Below are 15515 nucleotides of genomic sequence, written 5' to 3' on the forward strand. Positions count from 1 at the left end.
CGCCATGGACGAGGAAGTCATTCCCATTCTTCGCGTCGAGGACGCCGCAGCGGCGGTCGCGTGGTACGAGCGACTGGGTTTCGCCAAGCAGTGGGAACACCACTTCGAACCCGGACTTCCCGCATTCGTCGAGGTCGCTCGGGGCGGGGTGCGGTTGTTCTTGTCGGAGCACACAGGCGATGCCCGTCCCGACACGTTGGTCTACCTCCGCGTTCGTGATGTCGAGGCCATCGCCTCTGAGTTCGGTGTGCAGGCGAAGGACGCTCCGTGGGCGCGTGAGATTGAGCTGCGCGACCCCGACGGCAACCGGCTTCGGATCGGCACGCCGACGGGCACCCAGTGAGCCTACGTGTCTTGTCCCTGCCAAGGTAGCGGCTTCAACTCGTACCATGCGTACGGCACTTGGCGGATCGCCCAGTACGCGGCACTCTTCGCGGAGTACAATTCGGGCACATTGATCGCCGGCGTAGCGGGGGTGGCGCATGCGTGCCAAAGGCGGACTTGTGATCGAGGTCGCGCTGACCAATCACGCAGAGTTGGAAAAGGAAATGCGGGCCGTCCTCCCTGACAGGCAGGCGGAACTGCGATACCGCAGCGACTACCGTGACTTCGCCATTCTTGAGATCGCTCTCAGCTCCTTGGCGGCGGGTGTGGCCGGGATCGCCCTCGACACGCTGAGGGACTACATCAGGAAACGGCTCTCGCCACGGCGTACGGCGCCGGATCAGGCCGTGTCGATCAGGATCGGGGAGGTGTCCGTCCAGATCGCCGGTGATACAGACCTCGCGGAGCTTGACGCACTCTTCGCTCGACTCCGTGACGTCGCCTCCGTCGAGTCCGACGATGCCGACGCTCATTGACCTCGTCCTTGCGTGCCTCCGCGGTGAGACGGACGTGGAGTCGGCGGGCGCACTGGTCATGCAGATGGGCGTTAACGGCTCCTTCGACAGTTCCGAGCTGCAGGAGATCACCGAAAGAATCGACCTGTCCACGATCGACCTCACCCCCGGAGAGTCGCTCGCAGCGTTCTTCGCCTGGCTGCTTGTCGAGCACGTCGACGGCCTGAAGCTCAAGATCGGCATTGCACTGAACTTCGCCAAGAGCCTGCTGTCTCAGTCAATGATGCAAGAGGCGCTTGATGTCAGCGAATGTGCCGTGGCGTGGTGCGAAGAGTTGGCGGACATGCGGGCGCTGGCCGTTGGGTTGAGTTTCAAAGCCACTGTCCATGCGTTCGCCGGCAACGACGACGAACAACTCGTCCTGCGCCTTCGCTGCGCCGCTATGGCGCGTGAGATCGGCGATGTGCGGATGGAAGCTCTCGAGGAGGTGTGTGCCGGAAGTCTGCTGGGCGACACCGATCCTCGGAGGGCCGCCGAGCATCTCTCGCGGGGTCTGGAGCGGGCGCGCATCGCCGGGTTGCACGACTGCGAGGCTCTTGCTCTCGCCGTCCTGGCTCAGGTCGCCGATCCGGTGAACCGCGAAATCCGTGTGCAATACCTCGGCCAGGCCTCTTCGGCCGCCCTGGCCGCGCGCAGCCGGACACGCGAACTGGCGGATGCGGTGCGGCGCACGGTGAACATGCAATTCGAGCTGGGCGTGGACGAGCATCTGGGCGAACTGCTGGAGCTCGGCCTGGCGCTGGCACAGGAGCGAGGCGACGAGGCCACCGAAGGTCACTACCTGGGCAACTCGGGGGCATACCTGGCCCAGCAGGGTGAGTACCACGGGGCGGAGCAGAAGCTTTTGGAGGCCCGTCGTATCGCCGGGGCGATGGGAGACAGCGAGGGAATCCGCATCGCGGACGCCAACCTTGAACAGATCCGACCACATCTACGGCGTACTGCCGTGCAGGCCTCCGCAGACGCCGGCAGTCCTGAGAACGAGGTGGTGAACCAGGCCGTTGTAGCCGCCGAGGAACTGGAGAGACTGGCCGCCGAGGTTGTTGCCGGGGCGACGCCTCTGGAGTCCGCATCATCGCGAATGCCTTCGCGCTTCGCGGACCTGTCTGTGATGACTCAGATAGCCCGTCGGGTTGTCGACCGCGCGGAGGACTCGAGCATTGGCGGGCGCCAGGCATATGCCCTCCTGTCCCTTGCGGCACGGTACGTACCGGACGACATTGAACCGGCGGTGGCTGTTCACCTCCTCACGCTCTGGGGTGGCTACTGTCGCTTGGCGGGTGCGGTCGACGACGCCGTCGCGGCTCACTCCCGCGCGCTGCGCATCGCCCGCGCTCACCCAGGGACTTTGGGCAGCACGTTGATCAGCACCCTGACCAATCTGGCCACGGACCTGCGGCAGCAGGGTCGTACGGCCGAGGCGATCGAGCACTACGAGGAGGCTCTTGCCCATGCTCGCCGCCAGGATTCTCCGGTCGCACGCGCCGTTGTCCTGGTCAACGCTGCCACCGCCTTCGACGACCAAGGCCGGTACGACGAGGCCAGGGTGTTCAACGAGGAAGCGCTGCCGATCCTGAGGGCAGGACTGCCGGACACCGGTGCCGCGCTGAGCGTTTGCCTGCTCAACTACGGAGGCGAATTACTTCAGCTCGGTGACATCGACGCGGCCGACGACCATCTCGGCCGTGCTCTGGAGATGGCACGGCGCTTTGGCGGACCGGGCCGCGAGGGGCCGGTACTAGGGACGCTCGGACAACTGCGTGAGTGGCAACAGCGCTACGCGGAGGCGATGGAGTACTACGAGCGCGCCCTGGAACTTGCCCAGCAGAGAGGCGACCTTTGGAATGCTGGCAACTGGTGCCGTGATCTCGGACAACTGCTTCTGCGCCTCGGTCTGACCGTCGAGGCGAAGCGAGTCTTCGAACACGCCCTTGACTACGCCCGGGGATTTGGGGACGTACGTGCCGAGGCCGTCTGTCAACAGGGCCTGGCTCGCGCCGAGGCCGTCCAGCATCCAGAGAAGTCGATCGCTGCGCTCCGCTCTGTCTGGGACAGTTATGGCCAGGGGCCTGAGCGGTCGTTTGCGGCACAAGTGGCGGTCGGGCTTGCTGAGGCGCATGTGCGCCTGGCGGTTGACAGTCGTCACTTGGTTGAGGCGATCCTTCGGGCAGAGGAGCCGCTACCGCGCAGGCTCGAAGCGACCAACCGGACGGCTCTCGAGGAGGCCGAGAGCTGGCTCGATACAGCAGAGTCGCTGCTGCGGGACGCAGGTGACCAGACGCCCGTCCACAGCGAGTTCGTCCTCTTGCGTGCGCGCATTCTCCAACTCCTGGGCAATCCCTCGGCTGCCCTGGTGAAGCTCGCCTCCCTGGGAGGCGACAATCCGTCCGTAAGCCAACTGCTGGCGGAGATTCACATGTACGACCTAGAGGATTTCTCGACTGCGCGCCGGCACTTGGACGTGGCCATCGCAGCCCGGGAGCGGTTCCTGGACGAGTTCCGCCTGCCACTGACCCGTACGGCCCTTCGCGAGCATGGCCTCTACCTGCGGGGTATGGAGTGTGCTCTCCGCTCTGGTGACCTTGACGGCGCCTACGGCTACGTCGAGCGAGGCAAGAACGCCGAGGGGCGCCGATCGCTTCGCTTCCGTCACGGTGCCGAACTCGCGGTGCCCACCCTGGCAGCCATGAGGGATGTGGCCGGTGAACTGGCCAACGGCGCAGTCGTGGAGTTCGTGCCCGGAGGCAGCAGTACCCGCGTGTTCGTGATGGCATCCGGTCTCGAGGAGAGCGCGTCGACCTTCGAGGTCGAAGGCTTCGGGCTGCCTCAGATCTTCTCCCTCTTCGTCCGCGTCGGCACGGCCTACGCACGCATGAAGAGTCCATTGGCGGCGTTTGACGACACCCCCCTGGTGCAGTGGCGCGAGGCGGTCGACGAGGCTTGCGCCCGACTGGGCCGCGAATTGCTGGGGCCGGTCCACGAGCGGCTGCGCCATCTTGTTCCTGAGGCAGTTGTGTTCGTGCCGCATTCCGGACTGCACTGCCTGCCCCTCCACGCCTGTCCGCTGCCGGACGGGGGCGTGTGGGCTGATGCTTACACGGTGTCTTACGCGCCGAGCGGCACCTTGCTTGCGCATAATCTGGCCCATCTGAGCGGGGCTGGAGGCGGCGGCTTTGTCGGCTTCGCCGATCCGGGCGACGACTTGCCTTGCGGTCGCGTCGAGGTGGCTGTCGCACGGGACGGTTTCGGGGGCGGCCGTGTTTTCGAGGGTGCGCAGGCTTCGAGGCGGCGTCTGTTCGAGTCTCTCCGGTCCGCCGACTGGATCCATCTCGCGTGTCACGGCGCGCAGACGTTCGGGGACGACGCCGGGAGCCACCTGCGCATGTCCCCAGGCCCGCTCGACGACGGGTGTGTCTCGCTGGCCGACATTCAGCGCGACGTCGTCATGACTCCGGGCGCGACCGTCTTCCTGTCGGCGTGTGAGACAGGTGCCATGACGCCCAATCTTGCTGACGAACTGGGCAGTCTTGCCAGCGGCTTTCTTTTCGCCGGCGCGAGTTCCGTCATCAGTACATATTGGCGAGTGCGCGATGCATCCGCGCTCCTGTTCAGCGATCTGTTCTACACCGCCCGGCGACGCCAGGGCGCTTCCCTCGCGCGCTGTCTGGCCACGGCTGCTCGGACCTTGCGCACCATGTCCGAACAGGAGGCACATGCCCGCCTCGTCGGGCTTCTCGACGCCCATGACGAAGTCGCCGACAGCCGACGCCAGCGCGTTCTCGCCCCGTTCCTGAACGCTCGTGAAGACCATCGTCCCTTCACGTCGCCGGTGGACTGGGCAGCGTTCTTCCTCACCGGCCGCCCCTGATGGCGCACTCAAGTGAAGCTTGCTCTGAATCCGCCCCGCGAGCGCCCCGGGCTCCCGTTTTCGGCACGGAGCCTCAAGAAGCAGTGCTGATCTGAGCCCTCAGCCCGAGCCGGCCACCAGCGCCTCGCCGAGCGGGGTGCGCCGGTAGAGCACCGCGCGTCCGGACCGGGCGTGGACGAGAAGCCCCGCGCCTCGCAGGATGGCGAGGTCGTCTCCGACCGCGCAGGGTGCCATGGCGAGGCTTCGGGCGAGGTGGTTCGTACTGGCCGGGGCGTCCAGCGCCAACGGCAGCCGGGCTCGGGCCCGGCCGACCAGAGCGGTCCAATCAAGGCTTGACCGGTCCCGGGCCAGCTCGTGGCGGGAAATCGCAGGGAGCTGTCCGGTCGAGCACGCGTCCGAACGACGCAGTGGACGGCTGGCTGTGTTCGGGGCCGCTGAGCGGGCCTGCGCGGCTTCCGGCGCTCGCATACTGTGACGAGGGGTTGGATATCGGCTTGTCCTTCGAGAGGTCAGGCCACGCTGGGCGGATGCGGTCCAGGTGCCGGGCCGACCGGGCGTGGAGATGGGAGACACGAGCATGGAGCCTTTTGAGGACGGCGGGAGCGAGGGGCCGGATCGCGCTGACGTGGTCGATTTCCGTAACGGCACCTTTCACGGTCCGGTACTGGGCGAGGGAGTTCAGCACAACACCTACTACGCCTCGCCGCAGCCGCCGGCATCCTGGCCTCCCCAGGAGCTGCTGAACCAGGCCATGGATGACCCGCTCCTCGCGGAGACAGTGTTCGTCGGCGACGTTGACGTGCCGCCTCACAAGAGGCGTCAGTTCCTCTACGTGAGGGCGACGTACGCAAGCTTGGTTCACGCGTGGACCACCGGCGCGGTGGTGTGGGAGGACTTGACCGCCCACGCGCGGGCCTTCCTGCGCTCTCCCGTTGTGCGGGAGTCCTGGGAAGCCACCCGGGGTGAGCGGGTCGGGCTTGCTCAGGACAGCCCTGAGAGAGAAGTGGCCGGCATTATGGACCACCTCATCCAGGAAATCTACGCATCCGAAACCGACGAATGGTGGGTCGTCGGGGAGCCGCCCAGCGACCACAACTGCTGACAGCCGGCCAGACGCTCGGAAGACCAACGAGGTCTGACATGAGGGCCATTCGTGAGTGCAGATATGGCCGTTCACTTCGGCACACTTCAAGCTCGCCACTGTCACGCCGGGCTCGCATTCTTCGAGACCCTTGACCACCGGAACGACATGCAGTTCCTAGCCGCGGATGTGTCTCGCTGGCGCGACCTTGGCCTGTTCCATGCGCGTCACGGTCGTGTAGGCAATAAGGAGCAGCTTCCCGGTCGACAGTGAAGCGCTTCGACAGCCAGCCCCTTGTCTCGTAGGAGTCAGCTCACTACTTTGCCTCGTGCAGTTGAAGCGCTTCGACGAGTCGGCCCAGAGCGGGGTATGCCATGACCACGTTTCACCTCAGCAGACGCTCCGTGATCGCCGGGACCGCAGCCGTCGCCGCGGCTGCCTCCCTGCCCTTGGCTCAGGGGGGTGCGCAGGCCGCCGCGCAAAGCGGCTACCGGTGGCGGACCGCCGTCATGGGAGGCACCGGATTCGTCACCGGCATCCTGTTCCACCCTCGCGTTCCCGGGCTCGCCTACGCCCGTACCGACATCGGCGGCGCCTACCGCTGGGACGACCGGACCGGCCGGTGGACACCGCTGACCGACCACCTCGGCTGGGACGACTGGAACCTCCTCGGTGTCGAGGCCATGGCCATTGACCCGGCGCATCCGGACCGGCTGTACCTCGCCCTCGGCGCGTACACGCAGTCCTGGGCCGGCAACGGCGCCGTGCTGCGCTCCGAGGACCGCGGGGCCACCTGGCAGCGCACCGACCTCACCGTGCGGCTCGGCGCCAACGAGGACGGGCGGGGTGCGGGGGAGCGGCTGCTGGTCGATCCGCGCGACAGCGACACCCTGTGGCTCGGCACCCGGCATGACGGTCTGCTCAAGTCGACGGACAGGGGCGAGAGTTGGGCGTCCGCCAGCTTCCCGGCCACCCCTAGCGCCACCGGCCAGGGCATCACATGCCTCGTCGCCGCCGGCCGTACCGTCTACGCCGGCTGGGGCGACTCCGACGGCACCGCCGACCAGCCGAACCTGTACCGCACCTCCGGCGGCACGAGCTGGGAACCCGTCCCCGGCCGGCCCACCGGCGCCGCGGCCAGGGTGCCGATCCGCGCCGCCTACGACCGGCACACCCGCGAGCTGTACGTGACGTACGGCGACGCCCCCGGCCCCAACGGCCAGTCCAACGGCAGCGTGCACAAGCTGCGCACCAGCGACGGGAAGTGGACCGAGGTCACGCCGGTGAAGCCCGGCGGCACCACGGCCGACGGATCCGCCGACACCTTCGCCTACGGCGGTGTCGCGGTCGACGCCCGCCGCCCCGGCACGCTCGTCGTCTCGACCAACAACCGCTGGGCCGCGGTCGACACCGTCTTCCGCTCCACCGACGGTGGCCGCTCCTGGACCTCCCTGAAGGACACGGCGGTCTTCGACGTCTCCGAGACGCCCTACCTCAAGTGGGGTGGCGACCAGCCGAAGTTCGGCTGGTGGATCCAGGCCCTCGCGCTCGACCCGTACGACTCCCAGCACCTCCTCTACGGCACCGGCGCGACCGTCTACGGCACCCGCGACCTCAGGAACTGGGCCCCGCGGATCCGCGGCCTGGAGGAGACGTCCGTACGGCAGCTGCTCTCGCCTCCCGTCGGTGAGGCCCATCTGATCAGTGGCAACGGGGACATCGGGGTGATGTACCACGAGCGGCTCACGGCGTCCCCGTCACGCGGCATGGCGTCCAACCCGGTGACGGGTACGTCGACCGGCCTCGCCATGGCCGCGGCCAAGCCGTCGTACGTCGTGCGGGCCGGCTGGGGTGATCACGGCAACGGCGCCTTCTCCGACGACGGTGGCAGGACCTGGGCGCCGTTCGGGACGCAGCCCGCCCTCGCCAAGGACGCGCCGGGGCCGATCGCCGTCAACGCCGACGGCGGCGTGCTGCTGTGGGTCTTCGTGCACTGGGACGGCACGAAGCACCCCGCCCACCGCTCTGCCGACAACGGCTCCACCTGGACCGAGGTCCCCTCCTTCCCGAAGGGCGCCACGCCGGTCGCCGACCCGGCCGACCCGACGGTCTTCTACGCGTACGACACCACTACGGGCACGGTCCTCGCCAGCACCGACAGCGGCCGCACCTTCACCACGCGCGCGACCGGACTGCCCTCCGGGGACAGCGAGTTCAAGATGGCCGCGGCGCCCGGGCGAAGCGGTGACCTGTGGCTCTCCGCCAAGTGGAACGGGCTCTACCGCTCCACCGACGGCGGCCGGACCTTCGACAAGGTCGCCAGCTGCTGGGCCTCGTACACCCTCGGCTTCGGCAAGGCCGCAAAGGGCGCCGACTACCCGGCGATCTACCAGGTCGGCTCCACGGAGGCGATCACCGCCGTCTACCGCTCGGACGACGAGGCGAGAACCTGGGTGCGGATCAACGACGACCGGCACCAGTGGGGTTGGACCGGGGCGGCCATAGCCGGTGACCCGCGCGTGTACGGGCGGGTCTACGTCGCCACCAACGGCCGCGGTGTGCAGTACGGGCAGCCCGCCTGATGCCCGGCCTGAGCGACGCCACCCGGGGCCGTCTGCTGTTCGGCGGCGACTACAACCCCGAACAGTGGCCTGAGGAGGTCTGGCACGAGGACGTCCGGCTGATGAAGGAGGCCGGGGTCAACTCGGTCACCCTCGGCGTCTTCTCCTGGGCGAGACTCGAACCGGCGCCGGGCGCACGGGAGTTCGGCTGGCTGGACCGGCTCATGGACCTGATGCACGAGGGCGGCATCGGTGTCGTCCTCGCCACCCCGACCGCCTCACCCCCGCCCTGGATGGGCCGACTGCACCCCGACACCTTGCCCGTCACCGAGGACGGCCGCACCGAGTGGTGGGGCGGCCGGCAGCACTTCTCGCACTCCAGCGACACCTACCGGCGCTGTGCCGCCGCCATCACCGAGGACCTGGCCGCCCGTTACGGCGGGCACCCGGCCCTGACGATGTGGCACATCAACAACGAGTACTGCACCTTCGACTACGGCGACGAAGCCGCGGCCGCCTTCCGCCACTGGCTGCGCGAGCGATACGGCACCCTCGACGCCCTCAACTCCGCCTGGGGCACCGCCTTCTGGAGCCAGGGCTACGACACCTGGGACGGCATCCTCCCACCCCGCCTGCCGCACTACCTGCGCAACCCCACGCACATGCTGGACTTCAGGCGCTTCACCTCCGACGCGCTCCTGGAGTGCTTCCGCGCCGAGCGGGACATCGTCCGCCGCCACTCCCCGCACCTGCCGGTCACCACCAACTTCATGCCGCTGTTCAACGGCGTGGACGCGTGGCGCTGGGCCGAGGAGGAGGACGTCGTCTCCGTCGACATCTACCCCGACCCGAGTGATCCGCTCGGCGCCCAGGAAGGCGCCCTGGTCCAGGACATGACCCGCTCCCAGGCGGGCGGCCCGTGGCTGCTCATGGAGCAGGCGGCCGGGCCGGTCAACTGGCGGGGCGTGAACCACCCCAAGCCCCGCGGCCTCAACCGGCTGTGGTCCCTCCAGGCCGTCGCCCGGGGCGCCGACGCCGTCTGCTACTTTCAGTGGCGGCAGTCCCGGCAGGGCGCGGAGAAGTTCCACTCCGGGATGGTCAGCCACGCGGGGGCGGAGGGCCGTACGTACCAGGAGGTCAAGCGGCTCGGCGCCGACCTCGCTCGGATCGCCCCGGAGGTGTCGGGCAGCCACGGCTCCGCCCAGGTGGCCGTCCTGCACGACTGGCACTCCTGGTGGGCCGGCGCCCACGACGGCCGCCTGTCCACCCAGTTCGACTACACGGACGTCCTGAGGGCCTGGCACCGCGCGCTGTGGCAGGCCCACCTCACCACCGACTTCGCCCACCCCGAGCACGACCTGACGCCGTACGCGATGGTCGTCGTGCCGCAGCTGTACGCGCTCACGGACGCGGCGGTCGAGAACCTCCTCGCCTACGTCCGCCAGGGCGGCACCCTCGTCTGCGGCTTCCAGACCGGCGTCGCCGACGAGGACGACCGGGTGCGCCCCGGCGGCATGGACGTCCGGCTGCGGGAGCTGTTCGGCATCCGCACGCTGCACGAGTGGTGGCCGCTGGACGCGGGGGAGACCGTGGTCTGTGAGGGCTTCACGGGCTCCCTGTGGTCCGAGGAACTGGAGGGCGACGGCACCGCCGCCGAGACCGTGCCGTACCAGGGCGGCGAGCTCGACGGACTGCCCGCGGTCCTGCGCAAGGGCCGGGCCTGGTACGTCGCCACGCTCCCGGAGCCTGGTGCCTTGCGCGCGCTTCTGACCCGGATCGCCGACGGTGCCGGAGTCCGGCCGGTACTCGCCGGTCTGCCGGATCAGGTCGAGGCCGTACGCCGGGCCGAGGTGCTGTTCGTGCTCAACCACGGCCGCGAGCCGGTGACCGTCGGCGTCCCCGGCACCCACCACGACCTGCTCACCGGCGAGACGGTCACCGACCGGCTCACCCTGGGCCGTTACGGCGTTGCGGCGCTGCGGCCCTGACAACTCGCCTGATCTTCCTGCACACTTGATCCCGCAAGCGCGACGGGGGAGGCGACACGGGATGCAGGTGAAGCTGCGGCTGATCGACGAGACCGGGGCGGGGGCCACGGGAGCCGAACTCGTGGCCCTCCGCAAGCAGTTGACGGCCCGGCCCGAGCTGCGCGGACATGTGGACGTCGTGCCGGCCGAGGCCGAGGAAGGCGAGATGGGCGGCGGTGTGGAGCTGCTGCTCATCGGACTCGGGAGCGGAGGTGCCGTCACCGCGCTCATCACCACGCTGCCCGCTCTGCTCTCGGCCCGGCGGTCCCCCACCTCCGTGGAGATCACCCTGGCCGACGGCCGCAGCGCCAAGGTCACCGCGGACTCCGCCGAGGACGCGCGGACGCTGCTGGCCGAGGCCTTCCGGGACCACCTGAACCCACCGCAGCCGTGACGCCGGGACTGCCGGACCCCCGGGGGTCCCGGGCGGTCCTGATCGGCACCTCCACCTACGACACCCCCGACCTCAAGCCCCTCCTGGCCGTGCGCAACAACCTGGAGGTGCTGTCCGAACTGCTCACCGCGGACACGGGCGCGTTCCTGCCGGGCCGGTGCACGGTCGTGCAGGACTCGGCCGACCCGCGCGGGGTGTGCCGTACGATCCGCGAGGCCGCGGCGGACGCCCCGGACACGCTGCTCGTGTACTTCTCCGGGCACGGCATCCTGAACCACGACTACAGCGAGCTGCACCTGGCGCTCAGCGGGGCCGACCAGAACGACCTGCGCTGGACGACCGTGCCGTTCCAGGCGATCCGGGAGATCTTCGAGACCGCGCCCTGCCGCAACAAGATCCTCATCCTGGACTGCTGTCAGAGCGGGTGGGTCCTGGACGCGATGATGGGCGACGCGGACGGGGCGCAGGCGCGGCTGGACATCCGGGGGACGTACCTCCTCACGTCCTCGTCGGGGGATCTGAAGTCGTATGCGCCACCCAAGGATCGCTACACCGCCTTCACCGGGGAACTCATCCAGCTGCTCCGGGACGGTGTGCCAGGCGGCCCCGAACTGCTGCCGCTGAGCGCACTGTTCGAGCCGCTGGCGGCCGCGCTGGAGGCACGCTCCATGCCGCGGCCTCGGCAGCAGGGGTCGGACGGGCATGCGGCGTTGGCGCTGGTGCGGAACCAGGCGGCTGGACAGGCGAAGGGGGTCGACGACCGGGCGCTGTTGGTGAAGGACACCGGTCCCGTGCCGGTGACCCGGCTGAGGCCTGACGTATGGCACCGGCGTGTCACGGAATGGTCCCTCGCCGTCCCGCCGGTCCTGGGTCTGGCGTGGGCGGGTGTCCGGTACGGCCCCGAGGAGGGGGAGTCGACCGATCTGCTCGCTCCGCAGGGCCTGATCAGCATGGGTGTGCTCGCGGGGTTCATCCTCGTGTTCGGCGTGCTGGGCCGCGTTTTCCCCAGCGGTTACACCCTCGTCATCGGACCCGACGGCATCGAGGTCCGCTACAAGAAGGACCAGCACTTCTACTACCCATGGCATCGCGTCAGCAGGGTGTCCATAGCGGCCCGGCCCCCAGGACGGCTGAGGGGCGCCCGGTACACCCTGATGCTGAAGCCCAAGCCGGGGGTTCTCGTCACGACCGCCAAGCGCGGCGCTCCTGGACCACGGTGGGACAGGAAGAAGGGCTCGTTGCGATTCGCGGGCCTGACTCACCTCGACGCGCCACCCGCCGCCGTGGAGTTGGCCCTCTCGCGGACCGCGGATTCGGCGTGGACCCGCTGCAACGCTCCGCTCGGCCCGCTCGCCCCGGACGAGGAGGAGGTGGTCGTCTACTCCGCGGACCGGGGCTACTTCGTCGCCATGGCGGTGCTGTCCGCCCTGTTCGCGTACGCCGCGTTCCCCAAGGACCTGTTCACCGGCCCCGTCCATCTGGCCCTCGGGTTGCCGTCGTTGTGCCTCGCCGCTGCCACGTGCGGGGTGACGTGGTTCGCCCTCTCCCGGCTTGTGCACCCGGTCCGGCTGGTGATCAGCGGCGCCGGTGTGACGCTGACCAGGGCGGAGACCGAGATCGTGTACGCGTGGACCGAGATCGAGCGGATCGGCGTGGTCACGTGGCCCGGCAGGCTGGACCGGCTCGGCCTGCTCGCCCTGCGACCCGTCGACCGGGCCGGAGCACCGGAACCTGTCGACCGGACCGCCTTCTACCTGCCCAGGCTTTCCGCCGGGTGCGTCACGCTGTGCTCTCTCCCGGAAGTGGCCCTCGAACGGCGCAAGGTGTACGCGGCATTGGAGCGGTTCGCCGGGGACGGACAGCTCGCGCCTCCTGGGCAGGACTGGTTGCCACCCGGTCGTCCCGGCGCCAGGGGCGCGCCGCGGGTGTCCGAGGGAGGGACGACGTTCAAGGGGCTCCGGTCACGAGGTGCCGCGGTGCTGCTCTGCGCCGTACTCCTGCTGCCGCTGACGGCTCTCGTCCTCTCGACCGAGCCCGACCAGGAACTGCCTGTTCCCCTCGCCGCGCTGCAGTCCCTCGTGCTCTCGAATCTGCCCCTGTTCGGCATGGCCGTCTATTTCCTGACGGACCGTCATCGAGTTTCCCTCCACGTCGGCCCCACCGGCCTCACCGTGAGCCTGTCCGGCCTGCGCCCCCACTCCCTCCGCATCCCCTGGGGCGACATAGAGAGCGTGGGCATCATCGCCACCCAACACCCCTCCCCCCGCCACTCCTTGGTGATGTGGCTCAGACCCGGCGCTCGGCCACCCCGCTCCGTCTGGTGGCCCTACCGCCAGGAGTACGGCGGTCTCCGCCTGATCTCCGTCGAGGGCAGCCGTCTCGACACCACCCCCGAGGAACTCGACCGCGCCCTCGCCCACCACGCCGGCGCACGGCACTCCCGCATCCAGCGCCTCACCGCCCCCGGCGGCTAGCACCGGCCGTACCGACGACTTTCACACAGCGGCCACCAGACCCTTCCCTGACGTTTGGTGCTCTTGGAACACTCCTTCCGCGCACAATCCGTCAAACAGATCCGACCGGTCGAACACCCTCAAGGGGAGAGGTCCCTCACTCATGCCCGAAGTCAACCGGCGCAGATTCCTTCAGCTCGCGGGCGCCACCTCGGCGTTCACCGCTTTGTCGAGCAGCATTCAGCGTGCCGCCGCCATCCCGGCGAACCACCGCACGGGGTCGATCGAGGACGTCGAGCACATCGTCGTCCTGATGCAGGAGAATCGTTCGTTCGACCACTACTTCGGCAAGCTGAGAGGCGTCCGCGGCTTCGGCGACCCGCACCCGGTGACGCTGGACAACGGCAAGTCGGTGTGGCACCAGTCCGACGGCACCAAGGACCTGCTGCCCTTCCACCCGACCGCCGACGACCTCGGCATGCAGTTCCTGGAGGGCCTGCCGCACGGCTGGACCGACGGCCAGCAGGCCTACCACGGCGGCAAGTACGACAAGTGGGTCCCGGCCAAGGGCACCACGACCATGGCGTACCTGAACCGCGAGGACATCCCGTTCCACTACGCCCTCGCCGACGCGTTCACCATCTGCGACGCCTACCACTGCTCGTTCATCGGCTCCACCGACCCCAACCGCTACTACATGTGGTCGGGTTACACGGGCAACGACGGCACCGGCGGCGGCCCGGTCCTCGGCAACGACGAGCTGGGCTACGGCTGGACGACCTACCCCGAGCGCCTGGAGGCGGCCGGGATCTCCTGGAAGATCTACCAGGACATCGGCGACGGCCTGGACGCGGCCGGCTCCTGGGGCTGGATCAGCGACCCCTACCGCGGCAACTACGGCGACAACTCGCTGCTGTACTTCAACAAGTATCGCAACGCCCAGCCCGGTGAGCCCTGGTACGACAAGGCCCGCACCGGCACCGACGTCAAGAACGGCGACGGCTACTTCGACCAGCTGAAGGCCGATGTCAAGGCCGGGAAGCTGCCGCAGATCTCCTGGATCGCCGCCCCCGAGGCCTTCAGCGAGCACTCCAACTGGCCCTCGAACTACGGCGCCTGGTACATCGCCCAGGTCCTGGACGCCCTCACCGCCAACCCGGCGGTCTGGTCGAAGACGGCTTTGTTCATCACGTACGACGAGAACGACGGCTTCTTCGACCACCTGGTGCCGCCGCTCCCGCCGAAGGACGCCTCCCAGGGCAAGTCCACCGTCGACGTCTCCCTCGACCTCTACCCGGGCGACAGCCGCCGCCCGGCCGGTCCCTACGGCCTCGGCCCGCGCGTGCCGATGCTCGTCGTCTCGCCGTGGAGCAAGGGCGGTTACGTCTGCTCCGAGACCCTGGACCACACCTCGATCCTGCAGTTCATGGAGCGCCGGTTCGGCGTGAAGGAGACCAACATCTCCCCGTGGCGGCGGACCGTGTGCGGCGACCTGACCTCGGCCTTCGACTTCTCCCGCAAGGACAGCCGCCCGGCCGCCCTGCCGGGGACGGACGAGTACGAGCCGCAGGACCGCGAGCGGCACCCCGACTACAGGCCGACCCCGCCGGCCGACCCGGACATGCCCCGCCAGGAGCGCGGCCTGCGCCCGGCCCGCCCGCTGAAGTACGCCCCGTACGTGGACGGCTCGGTGGACGCGGCGGCCGGCAAGTTCACGCTGACCTTCGCCTCCGGCCCCAAGGCGGGCGCCGCCTTCCTGGTGACCTCCGGCAACCGCACCGACGGACCGTGGCAGTACACCACCGAGGCCGGCAAGTCCCTCGCGGACACCTGGAACTCGGTGTACTCGAACGGCTCGTACAACCTGACCGTGCACGGCCCGAACGGCTTCCTGCGCGTCTTCAAGGGCCCGAACAAGAGCGCCGGGCCCGAGGTCACCGCCCGCCACACCGGTGACCGCGTCGAGCTGACCCTCACCAACAAGGGCTCCGGGACCGTCCGGCTGAAGGTCACCAGTGCCTACGGCGGTTCACCGCGGACCTTCACGGTGCGCCCCGGCGCCACGGTCCGGCACACCGCCGACCTCACGGCGAGCCGGCGCTGGTACGACCTGTCCGTCACCTCCGACGTCGACCCGGCGTACCTGCGGCGGTTCGCGGGCCACGTCGAGAACGGCCGTCCCGGCGTGAGCGACCCGGCGATCGCCACCGACTAGGCCGGCCAGGCCGGCGC

General features: G+C 69.1%; 9 protein-coding genes and 1 pseudogene. 9 read left to right on the forward strand and 1 reads right to left on the reverse strand.

The window, feature by feature from the left end; all coding sequences use genetic code 11:
* The first annotated feature begins 4 nt into the window (after positions 1 to 4).
* The 3 genes from AC068Z_RS16090 (at position 5) to AC068Z_RS16100 (ending at position 4767) form a co-directional block, all read left to right on the forward strand.
* The gene (locus AC068Z_RS16090; protein ID WP_478555559.1) at positions 5 to 343 is read left to right on the forward strand and encodes a glyoxalase superfamily protein; all 339 of its coding nucleotides are present in this window, start codon (positions 5 to 7) and stop codon (positions 341 to 343) included.
* Positions 344 to 503: 160 nt separating this feature from the next.
* Positions 504 to 860, forward strand: a complete 357-nt coding sequence (locus AC068Z_RS16095; protein ID WP_478555561.1) for a hypothetical protein — start codon at positions 504 to 506, stop codon at positions 858 to 860.
* Positions 844 to 4767, forward strand: coding sequence for a CHAT domain-containing protein (locus AC068Z_RS16100; protein WP_478555563.1), 3924 nt, complete (start codon positions 844 to 846; stop codon positions 4765 to 4767). Before AC068Z_RS16095 ends, AC068Z_RS16100 begins: the two co-directional genes overlap by 17 nt.
* A 99-nt stretch (positions 4768 to 4866) precedes the next feature.
* Here the strand turns inward: AC068Z_RS16100 and AC068Z_RS16105 are convergent.
* Positions 4867 to 5088, reverse strand: a pseudogene (locus AC068Z_RS16105) (ArsR family transcriptional regulator); the annotation flags it as partial.
* Positions 5089 to 5344: 256 nt separating this feature from the next.
* Between AC068Z_RS16105 and AC068Z_RS16110 the strand changes: the two are divergent.
* The 6 genes from AC068Z_RS16110 to AC068Z_RS16135 all read left to right on the forward strand — a co-directional run bounded on the left by AC068Z_RS16110 (position 5345) and on the right by AC068Z_RS16135 (position 15498).
* A complete protein-coding gene (locus tag AC068Z_RS16110) occupies positions 5345 to 5869 on the forward strand; it encodes a DUF6082 family protein (protein WP_478555565.1) in 525 nt (174 codons plus the stop codon).
* A gap of 353 nt (positions 5870 to 6222) precedes the next feature.
* Positions 6223 to 8430, forward strand: coding sequence for a 1,4-beta-glucanase (locus AC068Z_RS16115; protein ID WP_478555567.1), 2208 nt, complete (start codon positions 6223 to 6225; stop codon positions 8428 to 8430).
* Complete coding sequence (locus tag AC068Z_RS16120; RefSeq protein WP_478555569.1) at positions 8430 to 10397, forward strand: beta-galactosidase; 1968 nt, start codon at positions 8430 to 8432, stop codon at positions 10395 to 10397. Before AC068Z_RS16115 ends, AC068Z_RS16120 begins: the two co-directional genes overlap by 1 nt.
* A gap of 61 nt (positions 10398 to 10458) precedes the next feature.
* A complete protein-coding gene (locus AC068Z_RS16125; RefSeq protein WP_478555571.1) occupies positions 10459 to 10830 on the forward strand; it encodes an effector-associated constant component EACC1 in 372 nt (123 codons plus the stop codon).
* The gene (locus tag AC068Z_RS16130) at positions 10827 to 13304 is read left to right on the forward strand and encodes a caspase family protein (protein WP_478555573.1); all 2478 of its coding nucleotides are present in this window, start codon (positions 10827 to 10829) and stop codon (positions 13302 to 13304) included. Before AC068Z_RS16125 ends, AC068Z_RS16130 begins: the two co-directional genes overlap by 4 nt.
* Positions 13305 to 13446: 142 nt before the next feature.
* Positions 13447 to 15498, forward strand: coding sequence for a phosphocholine-specific phospholipase C (locus tag AC068Z_RS16135; protein ID WP_478555575.1), 2052 nt, complete (start codon positions 13447 to 13449; stop codon positions 15496 to 15498).
* Positions 15499 to 15515 lie beyond the last annotated feature (17 nt).

The organism is Streptomyces sp. NPDC043726 (assembly GCF_056436565.1).

What these genes read in the sequence shown, in the direction of transcription:
- AC068Z_RS16090 (WP_478555559.1), top strand. Translation starts at nt 5, where the DNA reads ATGGACGAGGAAGTCATTCCCATTCTTCGCGTCGAGGACGCCGCAGCG.
- AC068Z_RS16100 (WP_478555563.1), top strand. Translation starts at nt 844, where the DNA reads ATGCCGACGCTCATTGACCTCGTCCTTGCGTGCCTCCGCGGTGAGACG.
- AC068Z_RS16110 (WP_478555565.1), top strand. Translation starts at nt 5,345, where the DNA reads ATGGAGCCTTTTGAGGACGGCGGGAGCGAGGGGCCGGATCGCGCTGAC.
- AC068Z_RS16115 (WP_478555567.1), top strand. Translation starts at nt 6,223, where the DNA reads ATGACCACGTTTCACCTCAGCAGACGCTCCGTGATCGCCGGGACCGCA.
- AC068Z_RS16120 (WP_478555569.1), top strand. Translation starts at nt 8,430, where the DNA reads ATGCCCGGCCTGAGCGACGCCACCCGGGGCCGTCTGCTGTTCGGCGGC.
- AC068Z_RS16125 (WP_478555571.1), top strand. Translation starts at nt 10,459, where the DNA reads ATGCAGGTGAAGCTGCGGCTGATCGACGAGACCGGGGCGGGGGCCACG.
- AC068Z_RS16135 (WP_478555575.1), top strand. Translation starts at nt 13,447, where the DNA reads ATGCCCGAAGTCAACCGGCGCAGATTCCTTCAGCTCGCGGGCGCCACC.